This is a genomic window from Streptomyces pactum (assembly GCF_016031615.1).
Taxonomy (GTDB): domain Bacteria; phylum Actinomycetota; class Actinomycetes; order Streptomycetales; family Streptomycetaceae; genus Streptomyces; species Streptomyces pactus.
In genome coordinates this window covers 1,740,299-1,760,020 of the sequence record NZ_JACYXC010000001.1, presented here as the reverse complement: position 1 = coordinate 1,760,020, position 19,722 = coordinate 1,740,299, and the positions used below count along the sequence as shown (strand labels likewise).

Sequence of the window (19,722 nt, the reverse complement as noted above, 5' to 3'; positions counted from 1 at the left end):
CCGGGCCGTACGGTCCCGGCGCGGTGGGGACGGCCGCGGTCGTGCGGTACGGCCGTCGGGCGTGCCCGGCCCCGGCCCACGACCCGGCGGTACGGCCACGGTTCAGCGGTACGGCCGCGGGTCGTGCGGTACGCCCGCGGGCGGGCGGCGCAACACGCCTGCCGGGCGTGACGGAGCACACCCCGAAGGCGCGGCGGGAGCGTGACAGTATCGCTGTCATGACAGAACACGATCAGAGCAAGAAGGCCCCCGCGAAGGACCCGTGGGAGCTGCCCGACGTGTCCGGCCTGGTGGTCGGCGTGCTCGGGGGCACCGGCGACCAGGGCCGCGGCCTCGCCTACCGCCTCGCCCGGGCCGGCCAGCGGGTGATCATCGGGTCGCGCGACGCGGACCGGGCGCGGGCCGCCGCCACCGAGATCGGCGAGGGCGTCGAGGGCGCCGACAACGCCGAGTGCGCGCGACGCAGCGACATCGTGATCGTCGCGGTGCCGTGGGACGGGCACGCGGCCACCCTGGAGTCGCTGCGCGAGGAGCTGGCGGGCAAGCTCGTGGTGGACTGCGTCAACCCGCTCGGCTTCGACAAGAAGGGCGCCTACGCGCTCAAGCCCGCCGAGGGCAGCGCCGCCGAGCAGGCCGCCGCACTGCTCCCCGACTCCCGGGTCACCGCCGCCTTCCACCACCTGTCGGCGGTGCTGCTGAAGGACCCGGAGATCGAGCGGATCGACACCGATGTGATGGTGCTCGGCGAGTCCCGGGCCGACACCGACGTGGTGCAGGCGCTGGCCGCCCGCATCCCCGGTATGCGAGGGGTCTTCGCCGGCCGGCTGCGCAACGCCCACCAGGTGGAGTCGCTGGTCGCCAACCTGATCTCGGTGAACCGCCGGTACAAGGCGCACGCCGGGCTGCGGATCACCGACGTCTGAAGCCTCCGGAGTGCCGGGCGGGGCGGTCCACCCGTTCGGGGCCGGGTGGCCGCCCGGCCGCGCGGAGGCATGGGGGAGAATGGAGCGGACCGCACCATCCCGGACAGGAGCCGCCCCCCATGCCGCGCCTCGCTCTCTACGCCCTCACCGTCTGCGTCCTCGCCGTCGTCGCGGCCGTGGTGTCGTTCACCCAGGGCAGCTGGCTGGGTGTGCTGTGGATCCTCATCGCCGGTGTCTCGTCCAACATGACCTGGTACTACGTGCGCCGGGCCAAGGTGGGGCGGACGGCCGCCGGCGGCTGACGCGCCACCCGGTGCCGGGGACACCGCGGGCCGGCTCGGGCCGGGCCGAGGGCCGGTCCCGACGGTCCGACGGGTCACTGCGCGCCCCAGCCGCCCCCGGGGCGGGGCCGCGCTCACCCGCGGCCGTCACCCACGCCGTACGCCCCGCTCGCGCGTACGCACACACCTGCGCGCCCGCACGGGCCCGCCGCACAGGCCACCCGTGCGCGGCCCGCGCACCTGCGCGCCCCGGACGGGCCCGCCGCACGCGCCCCCGGACCGCGCTCGTGCGCGCCCCGCACGGCCCCACGACGGCCGCGGGCACGGCGCGCCCGGACCGCGGCGCACGGCCCGGAGGCGGGACCGGTGTGCGGCCCCGCCTCCGTCCCCCCGTCCCCCCGTACCGTGCGGCCCGACCCGGCCCCGGCCCGCGTCCCGGGCTCCGATCGGCCCCCCGTGCCGTGCGGTCCCGCCCGGTGGCCGGCCCCCCGTACCGGACCGGTCGGGTCCGTCCCCCGTGACCGCGCCGGGTCAGGTCTTGTCCCGGAACTTCCGGACCGCCAGCGGCGCCGTCACCACGGTGATCGCGACCGCCCAGCCCAGGCAGACCAGCGACGGCTGGGCGACGGCGCCCTCGCCCTGGGTCAGCCCCCGGGCCGCGTCCGCCAGCTGGGAGAGCGGGTTGTAGTCGGTGAAGCTCCGCAGCCACCCCGGCATGGTGGCCGGGTCGGCGAAGACCGACGAGCCGAACTGGAGCGGCATCAGGACCAGGAAGCCCAGCCCCTGCACCGCCTGCGGGGTCTTCAGCGACAGACCCAGCAGCATGAAGATCCAGGTCAGCGAGGAGCCGAAGGCGAGCGCCAGGGCGACGGCCAGGACCAGCTCGGGCACCCCGGTCTTGAGGTCGAAGCCCAGGGCGAAGCCGACGCAGAGCAGGACCACGGTGGACACCAGCATCCGCCCGGTCTCCACCACCAGCTTGGCTATCAGCACCGAGGAGCGGGCGATGGGCATGGTCCGGAAACGGTCCATCACGCCCTTGTTGAAGTCGTCGTTGACGCCCGTGCCCACCGACATGGCGATGTTCAGCCCGCCCATCGCCAGCATGCCGGGGATGAAGTAGTTCACGTAGGCGTCCTGGCCGCCGGAGACCGCGCCGCCGAAGACGTACACGAACAGCAGCGTGAAGATGATCGGCATCAGCAGGGCGTCGAACATCGACTCCGGGTCCTGCTTGATCTGGAGGGCGTTGCGCCGCACCAGGGCGCCGATGTGGCGGAGGTTGGCGCGCAGCCCGATCCGGCCCTCGCCGGGGAGCGGCCCGCTCTTCGCCGCCGGGGTGTTCAGCGTCGTCGCGCTCACGCCGCGACCTCCTCGGGGGTGGCCTCCGCGTCCTGCGGGGCGGACGTCTTCTGACCGGTCAGAGCCAGGAACACCTCGTCCAGGCTCGGCAGATGGGTGTCGATGCCGGCGATCGCGAAGCCCCGCGCACCCAGCAGGGCGATCACCGCGGTCAGCTGCTCGTCGCTGATGATCGGTACGTTGACCAGGCCCTCCTCGTGGTCCACGGTGGCGCCGCCGATGCCGTCCAGCCCCGCCTCGGCCACCGCGCCGGCCATCGCCGTGAGGTCCTCCGGGCGGGTCGGCCTGACCTGGAGGGTCCGCCCGCCGACCTTGGCCTTCAGCTCGGTGACGCCGCCCTCGGCGATCACCTTGCCGCGGTCGATGACCGTCAGTTCGTCGGCGAGCTGCTCGGCCTCCTCCATGTACTGGGTGGTGAGCAGCACCGTGGTGCCGTCCCCCACCATCCGCTTGACCTCGTCCCACACCTCGTTGCGGGTGCGCGGGTCCAGCCCGGTGGTGGGCTCGTCCAGGTAGAGCACGGCCGGCTGGCCGATCATGGACGCGGCCAGGTCCAGCCGGCGGCGCATACCGCCGGAGTAGGTGCTCGCGGGCCGCTTGGCCGCCTCGGTGAGCGAAAAGCGCTCCAGCATGGCGTCGGCGCGCGCCCGGGCGTCCTTGCGGGACAGATCGAGCAGCCGCCCGATCATGTAGAGGTTCTCCCAGCCGGAGAGCTTCTCGTCGACCGAGGCGTACTGCCCGGTGAGGCCGATGGTGCGACGCAGCTGGCGCGGCTGGCGCACCACGTCGTACCCGGCCACCACCGCGGTGCCGGCGTCCGGCCGCAGCAGGGTGGACAGGCAGCGCACCAGCGTGGTCTTGCCGGCTCCGTTGGGCCCCAGGACCCCCAGCACGGTGCCTTCGCGCACATCGAGGTCCACACCGTCCACGGCCCGGGTGGTGCCGAAGTGCTTGACCAGCCCGCGCACCTGGACGGCGCTCCCCCCGCCCGGGTTGGTTTCTGTTCGTGTCATGTGCCGCAGCATGACAGCACCCACCGACAAACGACCGACAAAGGGCGAACACCTGGCCGACAGCGGTGGTCGGGAGGGGGCGGGGCCGTCAGCGGCGCGGCGCGGCCCGGGACAGCCGCAGTCCGGCGCCGAGGAGTCGGCGCAGTGCGATCACCGCGGCCGCCGTGAGGACGCCGTCCCAGCCGGGGTCGCCGGACAGGCCGATCAGACCGGCGGCGGTGAGGAAGTCCAGCAGGACCGCCAGCGCCGGGCGGACGGCGCGCGTGAGGCGGCCGGCCGCCACCGCGGCGGCCAGACCGAGGACGGTGACCGCCACCGCGGCCAGGTGCGGTGCGTCGGTCACGCCGGGCGGCCCGTGGCGGCCGGCGGCGGGGCGCTCGCCGCCCGCTCGATCTCGGCCCGCTCCTGGGCGATCTCCCGGCCGAGGAAGTAGTTGAGCGCGGTCCGGATGGCCGCGATGGCGGCGAGCTGGCCGATCTCGGTGAAGCTCGGCGCGACCGCCGTCCGCAGGACGTCCCCGGCCAGCTGGAACTCCAGTCCCAGGACGAGGAAGCGGCCCAGGCCCAGGCGGATGCGGTTGAAGCCGTCGACCCGGGCGCCGCCGCCCGCGCCGCCCGTGCCGGCCCGCAGGAACTGGACGAACGCCCAGACCGCGCCGGTGAAGATGATCAGGGCACCGGCCGACTCGATGAGCCGGACCAGCAGGCCGATCACCTCACGCAGGTCCGACTCGGGCAGCGGTTCCGCGGACACGGTCATGGGTCAGGCGGTACCCCCGGGCGCGCGCGACGATGCCGCGACTCCTCCGGCCGGCCCAGTGACGCTTTCCGGCTCCGGGCCGCCGGCCGGGCCTCCGCCGGAGCCCCCGCACCGGACGTGCGCTTGGGGCCGGAAGTGCGCCAGGGGCCGGGAGCACGCCCGGGGCCGGAGCGCGGCTTCCGCACGGGAACGCCGCGCCCGGCCCCGGGCTCACCGGCCGGCCCCGGACTCACGGGGCCGGTGGGCGGGCGCCTAGTGGAAGGAGTGCTCCTCGGCCGGGTACGCACCGCCCACCACGTCCTCCGCGAACGCCTTGGCCGCGTCGCCCAGGACCTCCCGCAGCCGGGCGTACTGCTTGACGAAGCGCGGCACCCGGCCGCCGTTCAGCCCCGCCATGTCCGTCCAGACCAGGACCTGCGCGTCGCACTCGGCGCCGGCCCCGATGCCCACCGTGGGGATGTGCAGGGAGCGGGTGACCTCGGCCGCCAGCTCGGCCGGGACGACCTCCAGCACGACCGCGAACGCGCCGGCGTCCTGGACCGCCTTGGCGTCCCGCAGCAGCTGCTGCGCCGCCTCCTCGCCACGGCCCTGGACCGGGTAGCCGCCGTAGGCGTTGACCGACTGCGGGGTGAGGCCGATGTGCGCCATCACCGGTATGCCGGACCGCACCAGCAGCTCGATCTGGTCGGCGGACCGCTCGCCGCCCTCCAGCTTCACCGCGCCCACCCCGGCCTCCTTCACCAGCCGGGTGGCGTTGCGCAGCGCCTGCACCGCGCCCTCCTGGTAGCTGCCGAACGGCAGGTCGCCGACGATCAGGGCGCGCTTGGTGCCGCGTACCACCGCCGCGGACAGCATGGTGATCTCGTCCATGGTCACCGGCACGGTGGACTCGTAGCCCAGGTGGCAGTTGCCCATGGAGTCACCCACCAGCATCACCGGGATGCCCGCCTCGTCGAAGACCGACGCGGTCATCGCGTCGTAGGCGGTGAGCATCGGCCACTTCTCGCCACGCCGCTTGGCGGCGGCGATGTCACGGACGGTGATACGCCGGGAGCTGGTTCCCCCGTACAGCGTCTTGCCGCTGTCCGCCGGTTTCGGCACGGGGGCATGGCTGACGTGCGTCATCGCGATCGCTCCTTTGTCATCTCGAAGCACCCTCACGGTGTCTCCGGACCACCCCCATGCTGGCACGCGTCACCCTCGGCACGGAAGGGCCGTGGTTACCGGCGAGGAATCGCACACCCGTGCCTGGCCGGAGCCCGTCCCGGCTCTCCGGCCGGGGCGGGGCGCTCGTCCGGGGCGCGGCGCCCCGGAGCGGGGGCGCACGCCCTTCCCGCGGGGGAGGGATCGCAAAACCTTTCCCATGGCACGGCAATACGAGACGGCTCCGTATCGGAAAAGGTCTACGGTGTCGGTATGACGACCCCCGCGAACACCGGCGAGGAGCCGGCGCGCCGCGTACCGGAGCACATCCACCGCAGACGCTGGGCGATCCTGACCGTCCTGATGTTCAGCGTGCTGGTGGTGGTGCTGGACAACTCCATTCTCAACGTGGCGATGAAGACCATCGCCTCGCCCGAACCCACCGGCCTGGGCGCCACCCAGAGCGAGCTGGAGTGGGCGATCAACTCCTACACCCTCGTCTTCGCCGGGCTGCTGTTCACCGCCGGGCTCCTCGGCGACCGGGTGGGCCGGAAGAAGGTGCTGATCGGGGGCATGGTCGTCTTCGGGCTGGGGTCGGTGCTCGCGGCCTTCTCCGGTTCGCCCACCGAGCTGATCGTCTTCCGGGCGGTGATGGGTCTGGGCGCGGCGTTCGTGATGCCCGCCACCCTGGCGATCCTGGTCAACGTCTTCGAGCGGGACGAGCAGGCGAAGGCGATCGGCATCTGGGTGGCCGCGGTGGGGCTGGCCATCGCCATAGGGCCGATCACCGGCGGGCTGCTGCTGGAGCACTTCTGGTGGGGCTCGGTGTTCTTCGTCAACGTCCCGGTGGTGCTGGTCGCCGTGGTCGCGATGGCGATCCTGGTCCCCGACTCCCGGGACCCCGCGCCCGGCCGGCTGGACCCGGTCGGCGTGACGCTCTCCGTCATCGGCCTGGTGCTGGTGGTGTACGGGATCATCGAGGGCGGACAGCTCGCCGACTTCACCGACCCCGAGGTGCTGGCCACCATCGGTGCGGGACTGCTGGTGCTGACCGGCTTCGTGTTCCACCAGAAGCGCAGCGACCACCCGTCGATCGACGTCGGCTACTTCCGCAACCCCGCCTTCTCCGCCGCGATCGCCGCCATAGCGCTGGTCTTCTTCGCGCTGCTCGGGGTCACCTTCTTCATGATCTTCTACACCCAGAGCGTGCGGGGCTACAGCGCGCTCCAGTCCGGGCTGCTGCTCCTGCCGGTCGCCGCCGCCCAGCTGATCTTCGCCCCGCGCGCCCGGCTGGTGGTCGACCGCTTCGGCGCCCGCGCCGCCTGTACGGCGGGCATGCTGATGGTCGCCGCCACCTTCTTCGGCTTCCTGACCCTGGACCGCGACTCGCCGATCTGGGTGCTGGAGGTGCTCTTCTTCATCCAGGGCTGCGGGATGGCGCACATCATGCCGCCGGTCACGGTTGCCGTCATGCAGGCCCTGCCCCGCGACAAGGCCGGCTCCGGGTCGGCCCTCAACAACACGTTCCGGCAGGTCGGCGGGGCGATGGGGGTGGCCGTCCTCGGGTCGGTGCTCTCCACCGCGTACCGCGGCGGCATCGACGACGAGCTCGCCCGCACGCCGGGGCTGTCGGACGCCCAGCGCCACACCGCCGGTGAGTCGGTGGAGGCCACCTTGACGGTGGCCGAGCGGATGGGACCGGCGGGCCGCCGGCTCGCCGCGTCCGCCGAGGACGCCTTCATCCACGCCATGCACATCACCTCGATCGGGGCCGGGGCGGTGGCCCTGGTCGGCGCGCTGGTCGTGGGCTGCTTCCTGCCCGGCCGGGAGGCGACCGCCGGCCCGGCCCCGGCCGGGACGCGCCCCGGGCCCCGCGAGGCGGCCGGCAAGGCGCGGCGGTGAACCCCGCCGGCTCCGGGACCACGGTGCCGGGCGGGCCCGCGGCGCCCCGCCCGCCCGTCGCCGGTGGCGCCGCCGGCCCGCCGGCCACGTCGGGCCCGGCCGCCGCCGCCCCGCCGGCGCCCTCCGGCGCCGCTGCCCCCGGCCGTCCGCCCGGCCGGCCGCGGGACGCCACCGCGGACGGCGCGATCATCGAGGCGGTGCTGCGCCTGCTGGAGGAGGGCGCCACCATCGGCGAACTGTCGATGGAGCGCATCGCCCGGGAGGCCGGTGTCGGCAAGGCCACCCTCTACCGCCGCTGGCGGGGCAAGGAGGCGCTGATGCTCGACGTCATGCGCTCCCTGGACGAGGGGCACCCCGAGCCGGCCGGCGAGTCGGTCCGCGACGACCTGGTCACGCTGCTGGAGTTCATACGCCGGCGAGCCCTGGCCAAGCGCCACTCCGCGCTGCTGCGGGCGGTCGTGGCCCACGTCCGGGCCCACCCTGGTCTGTGGAAGGAGTACCACGACACCGTCATCCAGCGGCGCCGCGAACTGCTGCTGGCGGTGCTGCGGCGGGGCATGGCGGCCGGTGAGATCCGCGCCACCGAGGACCTGGACCTGCTCGCCGACCTCTTCGTGGGCCCCATGCTGACCCGCGCGATGATGCACGAGTGGCGCGACCTGCCGGACGGGCTCTCCGAGCGGATAGTCGACACCGTGCTGGACGGGGTCCGGTCCCGCAACTGACCGGACGCCCGTACGCCCACGCCGGGCCCGCCGTACGACCGCCGGGGCGCCACCTGCACCGCGCGCCCTCGCGCCCTCCGCCCGGCACCCGCGCCAGCCGGGCCGGTGCGGACGACCCGGCTCCGGGCGTGCCGCCCGGAGCGTCCCGCCCCGGGCGCGGGGCGTACCGGGGGACGGCGCTCCCGGGCGCGACACGCACTCGGCGGAGGAACCGCCCGCGCGCCCGGCTGCCGGACGGAACGGCCGGCCGCCCGTCGCGTCCGGCCCGGTGCCGGACTCGCCGTCAGCCGCCCCTTTGAGCAGCCGTTTTGTGCCTGTTCTGTCACAGATGTCGTCACGGGACGTCCGAGCGGAACCCGGCCGTGCCGCACACACGTCCCCCGGTTCGGGCGGCACTCGCCAGGACGGCGGGAAAACGCCTGGTCATCCCCTATGGTCATGCCCGTGGGCGTGGATCGGACGGACCAGCACATCCGGAGTGAGGAACAGCGCATGGTGCAGGCGTACACGGAGCGGACCGGACGTGACGAGGACGGCCTGGAGCCGACCGGTTCCCGGGCCCGCCGACTGCTGCGCCGCTGGCGGCACGACCGTGGCATCTGGCGCCGCGGCCGGGTCACCGCCGGATGCGCCGTGCTGCTCGCGCTGGTGATGGCGGGTCACGCGTACATCCCCAACCGGATCGGCAACCTCGGCAGTCTGCTGGAGACGTTCCTGCCGTGGCTGGGGCTGCTCCTGCCCGTCCTGCTGGTGGCGGGCGCGGTGCGCCGGTCCGCGACCGCCCTGCTGGCCCTGGTGCTCCCGGTGGCGGTGTGGCTCAACCTCTTCGGCGGGCTGATGTTCTTCGACCGGTCCGGGAGCGGCGGCAACTTCACCGTCGTCACCCACAACGTCAACGCGCGCAACGACGATCCGGCCGGCACCGCCCGGAAGGTGGCCGCGTCCGGAGCCGACGTGATCGCCCTGGAGGAGCTGACCGACGAGGCGGCCCCGGCGTACCGGAAGGCACTGGCCGGCCGGTACCCCTTCCACACCGTGCAGGGCACCGTCGGGCTGTGGAGCCGGTACCCGCTGCGGAACAGTGCTCCGGTGGACATCAAGCTGGGCTGGACCCGCGCGCTGCGCACCACCGTGGACACCCCGCACGGTGACGTGGCCGTCTACGTGGCCCACCTGCCGTCGGTCCGGGTGAAGTCGGACAAGGGGTTCACCGCCGGTCAGCGGGACGCCAGCGCGGAGGCGCTGGGCGAGGCCATCGCGGACGAGCGCCTCAGCCGGGTGATCCTCCTGGGCGACCTGAACGGCACCATGAACGACCGCGCGCTGGCCCCGGTCACCGCCCAGCTGCGCTCGGCACAGGGTGCGGCGGGGGACGGCTTCGGCTTCAGCTGGCCCGCGTCCTTCCCGATGGCCCGGATCGACCAGATCCTGGTGCGCGGGGTGGACCCGGCCTCCGCGTGGACCCTGCCGCGCACCGCCAGCGACCACCTGCCGGTGGCGGCCTCGGTCACCCTCTGACCACCCCGCCGCCCGGGACGGCAGGCCCGGGCGGGGCCGTCACCCACCGCCCGACGCGGGCCGCCCGTCAGGCGGGGACCGCCCGGAGCATGCCCGGCCGGCGGCCGGTGAGCCGGTCCAGGGCGGCGGAGGAGGCGTCGTCGGCGGGGAGCAGGACGCTCAGCCGCAGGTCGTCGTCGGCGGACAGGTCCAGCGTCTCGTGGGCCAGCCGGAGTTCGCCCGCCTCGGGGTGGACCAGCCGGACCACCCCGCTGGGCCGGGGCAGGCCCGGCACGGTGGCCACCCGGTCGGTGAAGGCCGCCCCGGCCGTGACGGTCAGCTCGTCCGCGAGCGCCGCGATGTGCGGGTCGGACCGGAACGGCCCCTGCTTGAGCGCGGCGACCTGCTCGTCGGCGACCCGGTCCCAGTCGGGGTAGGCGGTGCGCGCCCGCTCGTCGGTGAGGACGAAGCGGGCCAGGTTCGGCGGCGGGCCGTCCGGTCCGCCGCCGGGCGCCGTGTCCAGCGCACCCACCGGCCCGGCCAGCCGCTCGTAGCCGGAGGTCCAGGCCAGCTGCTCGGCCATCCGGTTGAGGAGCACCGCCGGGGTCGGCTCCAGGCGCTCCAGCAGCGCCCGGACCGCCGGCCGTACCGTACGGGTCGGCTGCACCCCGCCCATGCAGCTGAAGTTGCCGTCCGCGCCTTTGGCCAGGCGGTGCAGGTGGACGCGCTCGGTGGGCGTCAGGCGGAGCGCGTCGGCCAGCGCGGAGAGCACCTGGGCCGACGGGTGGCGGTCGCGCCCCTGCTCCAGACGGGTCACGTACTCCACGCTCACCCCGGCCAGGGTCGCCAGCTCCGCCCGGCGCAGGCCCGGGGTGCGGCGGCGGGGGCCGGTGGGCAGACCGGCCTCGGCGGGGGTGACGGACTCCCGGCGGTGCCGGAGGAACATGCCCAGCTCGTTGTCGCTCACCCGGCGAACCTAACAGCCGCCCGCGGAGCGGATCGTGGCCCTGCCGCTACCAGTCTCCGCGCGGCCTTCCCGCACCCCGCCGGTCCTCGGCAGATTGACGGCAGCGGCCGGCAGCGGCGGGCCGCGTGACCTCGGAACACCCGGAAGAACAGGGAGCACAGCGGTGTCCAGTGAGAACCTGAACCTGGCAGTGATCGTCGGCAGCGTCCGGGAGGGGCGGTTCGGACCGGTGGTCGCGGACTGGTTCGTCCGGCAGGCCCGGCGGTACGGGCACTTCACGGTGGACCTGATCGACCTGGCGGACGTTCCGCTGCCGCTGGAGCTGCCGGCGGTGCCGCCCGCGATGCAGCCCGACATGGAGCGGCCGGCCGGGATGGCCGCCCTCACCCGCCGGATCGCCGACGCGGACGCGATCGTGGTGGTGACCCCCGACTACAACCGCTCCTTCCCGGCCTCCCTCAAGGCGGCCATCGACTGGCACCACGCCGAGTGGGCGGCCAAGCCGATCGGCTTCGTCGGCTACAGCGGGGCCAGCGGCGGACTCCTGGCGATCGAGCAGCTGCGCCAGGTGTTCGGCGAGTTGCACGCCCACACGGTCCGCGACTACGTCAGCTTCCCGCGCTACTACCTGCTCTTCGGGGAGGACGGCGAGCCGATCGAGCCGGAGGAGCCCGCCCGGGCCGCGGAGCTGATGCTCGACCAGCTCCGGTGGTGGGGCTCGGTCCTCCACGACGCCCGCCGCGACCGTCCGTACGCCGCCGTCGGGCGCTGAGCGCGCCCGACGGCGGCGGTGCGGGGCAGGGCGGTGCCCCGGCGGCGCCCGACGCCGGGGGCGGGCCGGCTCAAGCGGCCCCGGACGGCGGCCGTCCCGGGCCGGGGCACCCCGGCGCGGACGCCCGGGTCAGGGGGCCGGGACCTCGCAGGCGTCGTCGGCGCAGGCCGCGTCCGGGCCGGCCGTGCGCCCGGGGACGGCCGCCGGCTCCGCGCCGTCGCCGGGGCGCGCCCCGGCGGACTCGGCGGCGGTCGCCGCGGTGACCTGGTGCAGGACGTCGAGGAAGGTGGCCGGCTCCTGGCCGCCCTGGACCGCCCACCGGCCCTCGAAGACGAAGGTGGGGACGGCGGTGATGCCGCGCTGCCGGGCCTCGTCGATCTCGTCCAGCACCTCGTCGTGGAGCTCGTCGCCGTCCAGGAACGCGGCCACCGGGTCGCGGTCCAGGCCGACGGCGACGGCCGCGTCGGTGAGCTCCTCGCGGTCGCCGATGTCCATGCCCTCGCCGAAGTGCGCCTCCAGCAGCCGGCCCTTCAGCCGGGCCTGGGCGGCCGGCCCGTACTCCTGGAGGGCGAAGCGGAGCAGACGGTGGGCGAGCAGCGAGTTGTTCTCCACCACGGTGTCGAAGTCGAAGGTGAGGTTCTCCGCGGCGCCCAGGGCGGTGATCCGCTCGTCCATGGCGACGGACTGCGGACCGTACTTCTCCGCCAGCACCTCGCGGTGCGGCCGGGGCTCCTCCGGCGCGGTCGGGTCGAGCTGGAACGGGCGGTAGACCACCTCCACCCGGTCGGCACCCGGGAAGGCCGCCAGCGCCCGCTCGAACCGCTTCTTGCCCAGGTGGCACCAGGGGCAGGCGATGTCGCTGTAGATCTCGACCTTCACAGGCCACTCACTTCCGTGGGAAACGTGCACAACAAGGGTGTGCAACGCCGGCCGGGAGGGGGATGTTCCCGCCCGGACCGGACGGCCGGCGGTCCGTGCGGTTCGTAGGGTCCGTACGGTCCGGGTGTCCGGTGCGGGCGGTCGGGGGACCGGGGCCGGGCGGCCGGTCCGGCGGCGGTCAGCCGGTCTCGCGCCAGGCGCTGGTGATCGGCAGCCGGCGGTCCTTGCCGAAGCCCTTGGCGGAGATCTTGGTGCCCGGCGGGTACTGCCGCCGCTTGTACTCGGCGGTGTCCACCAGCCGCAGCACCCGGGTGACCAGCGCCTCGTCGAACCCGGCCGCGACGATCTGGGCCCGGCCCTGGTCCCGGTCCACGTACCGCTCCAGGATCTGGTCGAGGACGTCGTAGTCGGGGAGCGAGTCGGTGTCCACCTGGCCCGGCCGCAGCTCGGCGCTGGGCGGCTTGGTGATCGAGTTCTCCGGGATGGGCGGGGTCTGGCCGCGGTCCACCGCCGCCTGGTTGCGCCACCGGGCGAGCCGGAAGACCGAGGTCTTGTAGACGTCCTTGATCGGCCCGTAGGCGCCGACCGAGTCGCCGTAGAGCGTGGAGTACCCGCAGGCCAGCTCGGACTTGTTGCCCGGGGCCAGCACGATGTGCCCCTCCTGGTTGGAGATGGCCATCAGCAGGGTGCCGCGCAGCCGGGACTGGAGGTTCTCCTCCGCCAGCCCGGTCAGCCCCAGCGACGCCATGTAGGCGTCGAACATCGGCGCGATGGGCACCGTGCGGAAGTTCAGCCCGGTACGGCGGGCCAGCTCGGCGGCGTCGTCCTTGGAGTGCTCGGAGGAGTAGCGGGACGGCATGGAGACGCCGTACACGTGCTGGGCGCCGACCGCGTCACAGGCGATCGCGGCCACCAGCGCCGAGTCGATGCCGCCGGACAGCCCGATCAGCACGCTGCGGAAGCCGTTCTTGGCGACGTACGCCCGCAGGCCCACCACCAGCGCGGTGTAGATCTCCTCCTCGTCGCCGAGACGGTCCGCCTCGCCCCCCGCCAGCTCCGGCTCGTAGGCCGGCAGCGGGTCGGCGGAGAGGATGACGTGGTCGATGGTCAGGCCGTCGTCCACCACCCCCGAGGGCACCTCCCCGGCGGCGGGCAGGTCCAGGTCCACCAGGACGCACCCCTCGGCGAACTGCGGGGCGCGGGCGAGCACCGTGCCGTCCCGGTCCACGATGATCGAGTCACCGTCGAAGACCAGCTCGTCCTGGCCGCCGATCATGGCCAGGTACGCGGTGGTGCACCCGGCCTCCTGGGCGCGCTTGCGGACCAGCTCCAGCCGGGTGTCGTCCTTCTCCCGCTCGTAGGGGGAGGCGTTGACGGAGAGCAGCAGCCCGGCCCCGGCGGTGCGGGCGGCGGGCACCCGGCCGCCCTCCTGCCACAGGTCCTCGCAGATCGCCAGCGCCACGTCCACCCCGTGCACGCGGACGACCGGCATCGTGTCGCCGGGCACGAAGTAGCGGAACTCGTCGAAGACGCCGTAGTTGGGCAGGTGGTGCTTGGCGAAGGAGAGTGCCACCTCGCCGCGGTGGAGCACCGCGGCGGCGTTCTGCGGGGCACCGGCCGGCTGCCCGTACCGGGGGGCCGCCCGCTCGCTGCGGTCCAGGTAGCCGACGACCACCGGCAGCTCGCCGAGCCCCTCCTCGGCCAGCCGGGCGGCGAGGGCGCGCAGCGCGGTGCGGGAGGCCTCGACGAAGGAGGCGCGCAGGGCCAGGTCCTCGACGGGGTAGCCGGTCAGCGCCATCTCGGGGAACGCCACCAGATGGGCGCCCTGCCCGGCGGCGTGCCGGGTCCAGTGGACGATCGTTTCGCTGTTGCCGGCGAGATCACCGACGGTGGAGTCGATCTGATTCAGAGCGAGGCGAAGTTGAGGCACGCGCCCAGTGTAATCGTCGCTCTGACGCAATGGGGGTGCGGGCCCGGCGGGGGTCCGGCGGCGGACCCGGCGGGCGGTGCGCGGCGCGGGAGCGGCGGCCGGCTCCGGCGGTGCGCGGCGCGGGAACGGCGGTGGGCGCGGGGTGCGGGTGCGGTCGTACGGGGGTGGGGCCGGGCGGCCGTACGGCGCGGCGGTGGGGGTGGAACGGCGGCGGCGGGGGCGGGGGGCCGGAACGGCGGCGGGGGCGGTGCGGACGCTCCGCACCGCCCCCGCCGCCGGGTGTCACTTCGCCGCGTCCACGCCGAACACGCGGGCCATGTCGTCCAGCATCCGGTGGGCGCCCTGCGCCGAGACCGAGGTCATCCAGATCTCGTCATCGACCTTGTGCACGTCGCCGCTCCTGACGGCGCCGAGCCGCTTCCACAGCGGGTTGCCGAGGAACTTCTCCTCCCGCTCCTCGCCGCCGGAGAAGGTGGTGTAGAAGATGACGTCGCCGTCGGCCTGGCCGATCTGCTCCTCGCTGATCTCGATGTTGAACTTCTCGGGATCGCGCTGGTTCTCCGGCCGCGCCAGCCCCATGTCCTGGAGCACGATGCCGCTGAAGGTCTTCGGCAGGTAGATGCGGGTCGGCCCGTCCACGAAGCGGACGATGGAGACCTCCGGCTTGCCGGCCTTGGCGTTGATCGCGTCACCGATCTTCTTCGCCCGGGTCTCGTAGGTGCTCAGCACCTCCTTGGCCTTGGCCTCCTCGCCGAGGGCCTCGCCGACCAGGGTCAGGTTGTCCTTCCAGGTCGGGCCGGTGGTCTCCACGAAGACCGTCGGCGCGATCTCGGACAGCTGGTCGTACAGCTCCTCGTGGCGGACCGAGGCCGAGATGATGAGGTCCGGCCGGAGCGCCGCGATCTGCTCCAGGTTCGGGCTGTCCAGCGGCCCGACGTCCTTGGTGTCCTTGACGGCGTCGCCCAGGTAGTCGGGGAAGCCCTTCTGGTCGCGGTAGGAGCCGATGCCGGCGATCAGCGGCCGGTCGAGCGCGACGACCGCCTCGACGAGGCTGTTGTCCAGGGCCACCACGCGCTTGGGCTTGGTCTTGATCTCGGTTTTGCCCTTGTGGTGCTGGACCGTCCGGGGGAAGCCGGCGGACGACTCCGCCCCGGCCTCCGACGAGGAGGACGAGGAGGACGAGTCGGAGCCGCCGGACTCGCCGCAGGCGGCGAGTCCGAAGCTCAGCGCGGCGGCGAGCACGAGGGTGCCGATCCGGCCACGCCGACGGCCGTTGAGGGTGTGCGGCACGGTGTTCCTTCCGGGGGAGCGGAGCAGTTGTTAGGTAAGGCTTACCTGTCTAAAGATGGCCTAAGCGTAGCTGCCGCCGGTACTCGTGCCGATGCGGGGGGTGGCTGAAAAGGGAAGTTAGGTATGCCTTAACGTGTGGCGGGTGTCTGTGAAGCCGACCCCTGCCGCCGCGCGGGGCCCCGCGGCGCCGGGCCGGCCGGGCCCGGGCGGCGCGAAGCCCGCCCCGGCGGCCCGGCGGCCCGCCGCGCGCCTGGCCGTGCCGCTCGTCCTGCTGGCGCTGCTCGCCGTCGTCGGCTGCGCCTCGCTGGCCATCGGCACCAAGGCGGTCCCGCTGTCCGACGTGCTGGCAGCGCTGGGCGGCAGCCGGGAGGGCGACGCGATCGTCGTCCGGGAGCTGCGGATGCCCCGCACCCTGCTGGGGCTGCTGGTCGGCCTGGCGCTGGGCGCCGCGGGCGCCGTCGCCCAGGACATCACCCGCAACCCCCTCGGTGACCCCGGGCTCATCGGCATCAGCGCCGGCGGCGCCTTCGCGGTCGCCGCGAGCATCGGCGCGCTCGGCCTGACCAGCTCCTACCAGTACGTGTGGTTCGCCTTCCTCGGCGCGGCGCTGGCCGGACTGCTCGCCTACGCCGTCGGCGGCACCGGCTACGGCGGCGCCACCCCGGCGAAGCTGGCGCTGGCCGGAGCCGCCGTCACCGCCCTCCTGGACGCGGGCACCAACGCCTTGGTCCTGCTGGACATCCGCACCCTGGACCAGTACCGGTTCTGGGCGGTCGGCTCGCTCGCCGGGCGCGACACCGAGGTCGTCGGGCAGCTGCTGCCGTTCATCGCGGCCGGACTGCTGCTCGCCCTCGGACTCAGCGGGCGGCTCAACGCCCTCGCCCTCGGCGACGACCTCGCCAGCACCCTGGGCACCCGCGTCCGCACCACCCGGGCGCTGGGCGCCGTCGCGGTGATCCTGCTGGCGGGCGCCGCGGTCGCGGCCGCCGGACCGATCACCTTCGTCGGCCTGGTCGTCCCGCACGTTGTACGGGCCTTCACCGGCCCCGACGCGCGCTGGCTCGTCCCCTGCTCCGCCCTGGGCGGCGCGGTGCTGCTGATCGGCGCCGACGTCCTGGGCCGCATGGTCGCCCGGCCCGCCGAACTGGAGGCCGGCGTGGTCACCGCGCTGGTCGGCGCGCCCTTCCTCGCCGTCCTGGTCAAGCGCGGCAAGCTCAAGGAGCACACGCGATGAGAGCGGAGTTCGGGCCGGTCGGCATCCGTCTGCGGCCCCGGGTCGCGGTCACCGCCGCCGCCCTCGCGGTCACCGGGTTCGCCGCCTTCATCGCCTCGGTGTCGCTGGGCACCTTCCACATCCCTCTCCGGGACGTGCTCGGCGCGGTCCTCGGCTACGGCTCCGGCGACGCGGACCTCATCGTCCACCAGCTGAGGCTGCCGCGGGCGCTGACCGCGGTGCTGGTCGGCGTGGCCTTCGGCGTCGCCGGCGCGGTCTACCAGGCCGTCACCCGCAACCCGCTCGCCAGCCCCGACCTCATCGGCATCTCCGCCGGCGCCGGGGCCGGGGCCATCACCACCATCGTGGTCGGCGGCGTCACCGCGGCCGGCGCATCCACCTTCGGCCCGGTCCCCTTCGGGGCACTGGCCGGCGCGCTCACCGTCGCCACCGTCATCTACCTGCTCGCCTACCGCGGCGGAACCATCACCGGCTACCGCTTCGTCCTCGTCGGGCTCGCCGCCAACGGGGCCCTGGTGGCGCTCACCCGCTGGCTGCTGGCCCGCGCCGACATCGACCAGGCCTCCCGCGCCATGGTCTGGCTCACCGGCAGCCTCAACGGACGCGGCTGGGACCACGTGCGGTGGGCCGGCCTGGCGCTGCTGCTGCTGGTGCCGCTCACCCTGGCGCTCGCCCGGCCGTACCAGCTGCTGCAGTTCGACGACGACACCGCGCTCAGCCTCGGCATCCCGCTGCGCCGCGCCCGGATCGCGCTGCTGGTGCTCGCCACCTGCCTGGCCGCGGTGGCCACCGCCGCCGCCGGGCCGGTCGCCTTCGTCGCCCTGGGGGCCCCGCAGATCGCCCGCCGGCTCGCCGGCACCGCCGGGATCCCGCTGGTCATCAGCGGGATGGTGGGCGCCGTGCTGCTGCTCCTGGCCGACCTCGCCGCCCGGCTGGTGCTGGAACCGACCGAGCTGCCGGTCGGCGTGATCACCGGAGCCGTGGGCGCGCCGTACCTGCTGCTGCTGCTCGCCCGCACCAACCGGGCCGGAAAGGGAGGCTGACATGGCCGAGACCGCTGACACCACCGGCACCGGCCGGCCCGCCGCCGGTGGTGCGGAGCGGGCGTCCGCGACCGTCGCGGACGGGGGCGTCCCCGCGCCCCGCGGCACGGCGCTCGGCGGCACCGGGCTGCGGCTCGGCTACGGCGACCGGACCGTCGCCGACGGCCTCGACCTGGAGATCCCGGCGGGCCGGGTGACCGCGCTGGTCGGCCCGAACGCCTGCGGCAAGTCCACCGCGCTGCGCGCCCTGGCCCGGCTGCTGAAGCCCGCCGCCGGCACCGTGCACCTGGACGGCGAGGACATCGCCCGGCTCCCCGCCCGCGACCTCGCGCTGCGGCTCGCCCTGCTGCCGCAGTCCCCCGCCGCGCCCGACGGCATCACCGTCCGCGACCTGGTCGCCCGCGGCCGCACCCCGCACCAGCGGTGGTGGCGGCAGTGGTCCTCCGCGGACGAGGCCGCGGTGGACGCCGCGCTCGCGGCCACCGGGGCCGCCGCGCTGGCCGAGCGCTCCCTGGACGAGCTGTCCGGTGGCCAGCGCCAGCGGGTGTGGATCGCGATGGCCCTCGCCCAGGACACCTCCGTCCTGCTGCTCGACGAGCCCACCACCTATCTCGACCTCGCCCACCAGGTGGACGTGCTGGAGCTGGTGAGGGACCTCAACCGGACCGACGGCCGGACCGTGGTGATGGTGCTGCACGAGCTGAACCTCGCCTGCCGCTACGCCGACCACCTGATCGCGATGCGCGACGGGCGGGTCGTCGCCGCCGGCCCGCCCTCGCGCGTGGTCACCCCGGAGACGGTCCACGAGGTCTTCGGGATGCGCGCCGCGGTCATCGAGTGCCCGGTGGCGGGGACGCCGCTGGTCATCCCGGAGGGCGGCCGGCGCACCGAGGCGTGAGCGGCGGTGCCCGTACGCTCCGGTGACGGGCCGGCGCCCGGGATCCCGGGCGCGTGCGTTTTCCCGGGTTCCGGGAACGATGTTTTCCCGGGTTCCGGGCCGCTGGGTCCGTTCCCGGGCCCCGGCCGCTGCGTCCCCGGCCTCGGCGCGCGGGGGTGTGAGGGGCCGGGCGCCGAAGCGCGCGGGCCGGTGCCCGTACGCTCCGGGCGGCACCGCGCGGCGTACCGCTCCGGGCCGCCCGGTGCCCGTACGCCGCGCCCCTCAGCAGCAGATGGCGGCGCCGGCCGGGCCGGTGGCGTACCGGCCGTGCCGGTGGTGGCCCGGGCCGGGCCGTGGGCGGACCCGGGGCCTCCCGGCACCGTGATGCGGCCGGCCCGGGCGGTGCCCGCCGGGGCCGGCGGTGGCCTCCGGGCTGCCGTGGGCGGGCGCGCGGCCCGCCCTCGGCAGCGACCGGTCAGTCCCTGCCGAGCAGGGTGTTCATCCGGGTGATCTCCGCGCTCTGCGAGGTGATGATCTCCTCGGCGAGCGCCTTGGCCGCCGCGTCCGAGCCCTTGGACCGCTCGGTCCGGGCCATCTCCACCGCGCCCTCGTGGTGCTTGATCATCAGCTCCAGGAACGCGGTGTCGAACGCCTTGCCGGACGCCTTCTCCAGCTTGGTCATGTCAGCGGGGGTCATCATGCCCGGCATGCCGTGGTGGCCGGAGTGGTCCATCCCGGCGTCCTCCGCCGGGACGTCCTCGCCCCAGCCCCGCAGCCATCCGGACATGGTCCGGATCTCCGGGTCCTGGGCCTTCTTGATCTCCGCGGCCAGCTTCTTCACCTCGGCCGAGGACGCCCGGGTGGCGGCGAGGTCGGCCATCTCCACCGCCTGGCGGTGGTGCGGGATCATCCCCTGCGCGAAGGAGACGTCCGCCGCGTTGTGACCGCCCTGCCCGTCCGGGGAGCCGGCGGAGGCGGTGGCGGACGGCTTGTCGTGGCTGCCGTTCGTGGCGCCGTCGCCGTCGCCGTCCCCGCCGCCGCACGCGGCGAGGACGAGGGCCGCGGTGACGGCCACGGAGGCGGCGGCCACCCGCCGGATGAGGGAACGGTGCGAGTTCATGATCG

General features: G+C 74.7%; 19 protein-coding genes. 9 read left to right on the top strand and 10 right to left on the bottom strand.

Annotated features, from left to right (window positions below; genetic code table 11):
• Window positions 1-218 precede the first annotated feature (218 nt).
• Together npdG and IHE55_RS06930 are read left to right on the top strand one after the other, a co-directional pair.
• The gene (gene npdG / locus IHE55_RS06935) at window positions 219-923 is read left to right on the top strand and encodes an NADPH-dependent F420 reductase (RefSeq protein ID WP_197988231.1); all 705 of its coding nucleotides are present in this window, start codon (window positions 219-221) and stop codon (window positions 921-923) included.
• A gap of 119 nt (window positions 924-1,042) precedes the next feature.
• Entirely contained in the window at window positions 1,043-1,225 is a 183-nt protein-coding gene (locus IHE55_RS06930) for a hypothetical protein (RefSeq protein WP_197988230.1), read from the top strand.
• Between the two features lie 510 nt (window positions 1,226-1,735).
• On the opposite strand, the gene IHE55_RS06925 is transcribed toward IHE55_RS06930, so the two are convergent.
• The 5 genes from IHE55_RS06925 to panB form a co-directional block, all read right to left on the bottom strand.
• Window positions 1,736-2,566 carry an ABC transporter permease gene (locus IHE55_RS06925; RefSeq protein ID WP_197988229.1) on the bottom strand — a complete coding sequence of 277 codons (831 nt, stop codon included), beginning with the start codon at window positions 2,564-2,566 and terminating at the stop codon, window positions 1,736-1,738.
• Window positions 2,563-3,579: an ATP-binding cassette domain-containing protein gene (locus IHE55_RS06920; RefSeq protein ID WP_197988228.1), complete on the bottom strand. Its 1,017-nt coding sequence runs from the start codon at window positions 3,577-3,579 to the stop codon at window positions 2,563-2,565. Before IHE55_RS06920 ends, IHE55_RS06925 begins: the two co-directional genes overlap by 4 nt.
• Before the next feature lie 88 nt (window positions 3,580-3,667).
• Entirely contained in the window at window positions 3,668-3,922 is a 255-nt protein-coding gene (locus tag IHE55_RS06915) for a hypothetical protein (RefSeq protein WP_197988227.1), read from the bottom strand.
• On the bottom strand, window positions 3,919-4,338 hold the full coding sequence (locus IHE55_RS06910; RefSeq protein ID WP_197988226.1) for a DUF1622 domain-containing protein: 420 nt from the start codon (window positions 4,336-4,338) through the stop codon (window positions 3,919-3,921). Before IHE55_RS06910 ends, IHE55_RS06915 begins: the two co-directional genes overlap by 4 nt.
• A 252-nt stretch (window positions 4,339-4,590) precedes the next feature.
• A complete protein-coding gene (gene panB, locus IHE55_RS06905) occupies window positions 4,591-5,463 on the bottom strand; it encodes a 3-methyl-2-oxobutanoate hydroxymethyltransferase (RefSeq protein ID WP_197988225.1) in 873 nt (290 codons plus the stop codon).
• A 291-nt stretch (window positions 5,464-5,754) separates the two neighbouring features.
• Here panB and IHE55_RS06900 point away from each other — a divergent pair, with 291 nt between their 5' ends.
• From IHE55_RS06900 to IHE55_RS06890, 3 genes are all read left to right on the top strand, one after another.
• Window positions 5,755-7,383 carry an MFS transporter gene (locus IHE55_RS06900; RefSeq protein ID WP_197988224.1) on the top strand — a complete coding sequence of 543 codons (1,629 nt, stop codon included), beginning with the start codon at window positions 5,755-5,757 and terminating at the stop codon, window positions 7,381-7,383.
• Window positions 7,384-7,406: 23 nt separating this feature from the next.
• On the top strand, window positions 7,407-8,108 hold the full coding sequence (locus IHE55_RS06895) for a TetR/AcrR family transcriptional regulator (RefSeq protein WP_197991830.1): 702 nt from the start codon (window positions 7,407-7,409) through the stop codon (window positions 8,106-8,108).
• 492 nt (window positions 8,109-8,600) lie between these two features.
• Window positions 8,601-9,626: an endonuclease/exonuclease/phosphatase family protein gene (locus IHE55_RS06890; protein ID WP_197991829.1), complete on the top strand. Its 1,026-nt coding sequence runs from the start codon at window positions 8,601-8,603 to the stop codon at window positions 9,624-9,626.
• A gap of 67 nt (window positions 9,627-9,693) precedes the next feature.
• On the opposite strand, the gene IHE55_RS06885 is transcribed toward IHE55_RS06890, so the two are convergent.
• Complete coding sequence (locus tag IHE55_RS06885) at window positions 9,694-10,572, bottom strand: helix-turn-helix domain-containing protein (RefSeq protein WP_197988223.1); 879 nt, start codon at window positions 10,570-10,572, stop codon at window positions 9,694-9,696.
• A gap of 163 nt (window positions 10,573-10,735) precedes the next feature.
• Here IHE55_RS06885 and IHE55_RS06880 point away from each other — a divergent pair, with 163 nt between their 5' ends.
• Window positions 10,736-11,344, top strand: coding sequence for an NADPH-dependent FMN reductase (locus IHE55_RS06880; protein ID WP_197988222.1), 609 nt, complete (start codon window positions 10,736-10,738; stop codon window positions 11,342-11,344).
• 129 nt (window positions 11,345-11,473) lie between these two features.
• Here IHE55_RS06880 and IHE55_RS06875 read toward each other — a convergent pair whose 3' ends face one another.
• From IHE55_RS06875 to IHE55_RS06865, 3 genes are all read right to left on the bottom strand, one after another.
• Complete coding sequence (locus IHE55_RS06875) at window positions 11,474-12,223, bottom strand: DsbA family oxidoreductase (RefSeq protein WP_197988221.1); 750 nt, start codon at window positions 12,221-12,223, stop codon at window positions 11,474-11,476.
• Between the two features lie 178 nt (window positions 12,224-12,401).
• A complete protein-coding gene (locus tag IHE55_RS06870) occupies window positions 12,402-14,153 on the bottom strand; it encodes an NAD+ synthase (RefSeq protein ID WP_197988220.1) in 1,752 nt (583 codons plus the stop codon).
• A gap of 282 nt (window positions 14,154-14,435) precedes the next feature.
• The gene (locus IHE55_RS06865; RefSeq protein WP_197988219.1) at window positions 14,436-15,443 is read right to left on the bottom strand and encodes an ABC transporter substrate-binding protein; all 1,008 of its coding nucleotides are present in this window, start codon (window positions 15,441-15,443) and stop codon (window positions 14,436-14,438) included.
• Between the two features lie 142 nt (window positions 15,444-15,585).
• Between IHE55_RS06865 and IHE55_RS06860 the strand changes: the two genes are divergently transcribed.
• The 3 genes from IHE55_RS06860 to IHE55_RS06850 are packed head-to-tail and all read left to right on the top strand — an operon-like array spanning window position 15,586 to window position 18,618.
• On the top strand, window positions 15,586-16,677 hold the full coding sequence (locus IHE55_RS06860; RefSeq protein WP_197988218.1) for a FecCD family ABC transporter permease: 1,092 nt from the start codon (window positions 15,586-15,588) through the stop codon (window positions 16,675-16,677).
• Window positions 16,674-17,720 (top strand): FecCD family ABC transporter permease, encoded by a 1,047-nt coding sequence (locus tag IHE55_RS06855; RefSeq protein WP_197988217.1) that lies wholly within the window; start codon window positions 16,674-16,676, stop codon window positions 17,718-17,720. Before IHE55_RS06860 ends, IHE55_RS06855 begins: the two co-directional genes overlap by 4 nt.
• A 1-nt stretch (window position 17,721) precedes the next feature.
• Window positions 17,722-18,618: an ABC transporter ATP-binding protein gene (locus tag IHE55_RS06850; RefSeq protein ID WP_197988216.1), complete on the top strand. Its 897-nt coding sequence runs from the start codon at window positions 17,722-17,724 to the stop codon at window positions 18,616-18,618.
• 454 nt (window positions 18,619-19,072) lie between these two features.
• Here IHE55_RS06850 and IHE55_RS06845 read toward each other — a convergent pair whose 3' ends face one another.
• Window positions 19,073-19,717 (bottom strand): DUF305 domain-containing protein, encoded by a 645-nt coding sequence (locus tag IHE55_RS06845; protein ID WP_197988215.1) that lies wholly within the window; start codon window positions 19,715-19,717, stop codon window positions 19,073-19,075.
• Window positions 19,718-19,722: the final 5 nt, after the last annotated feature.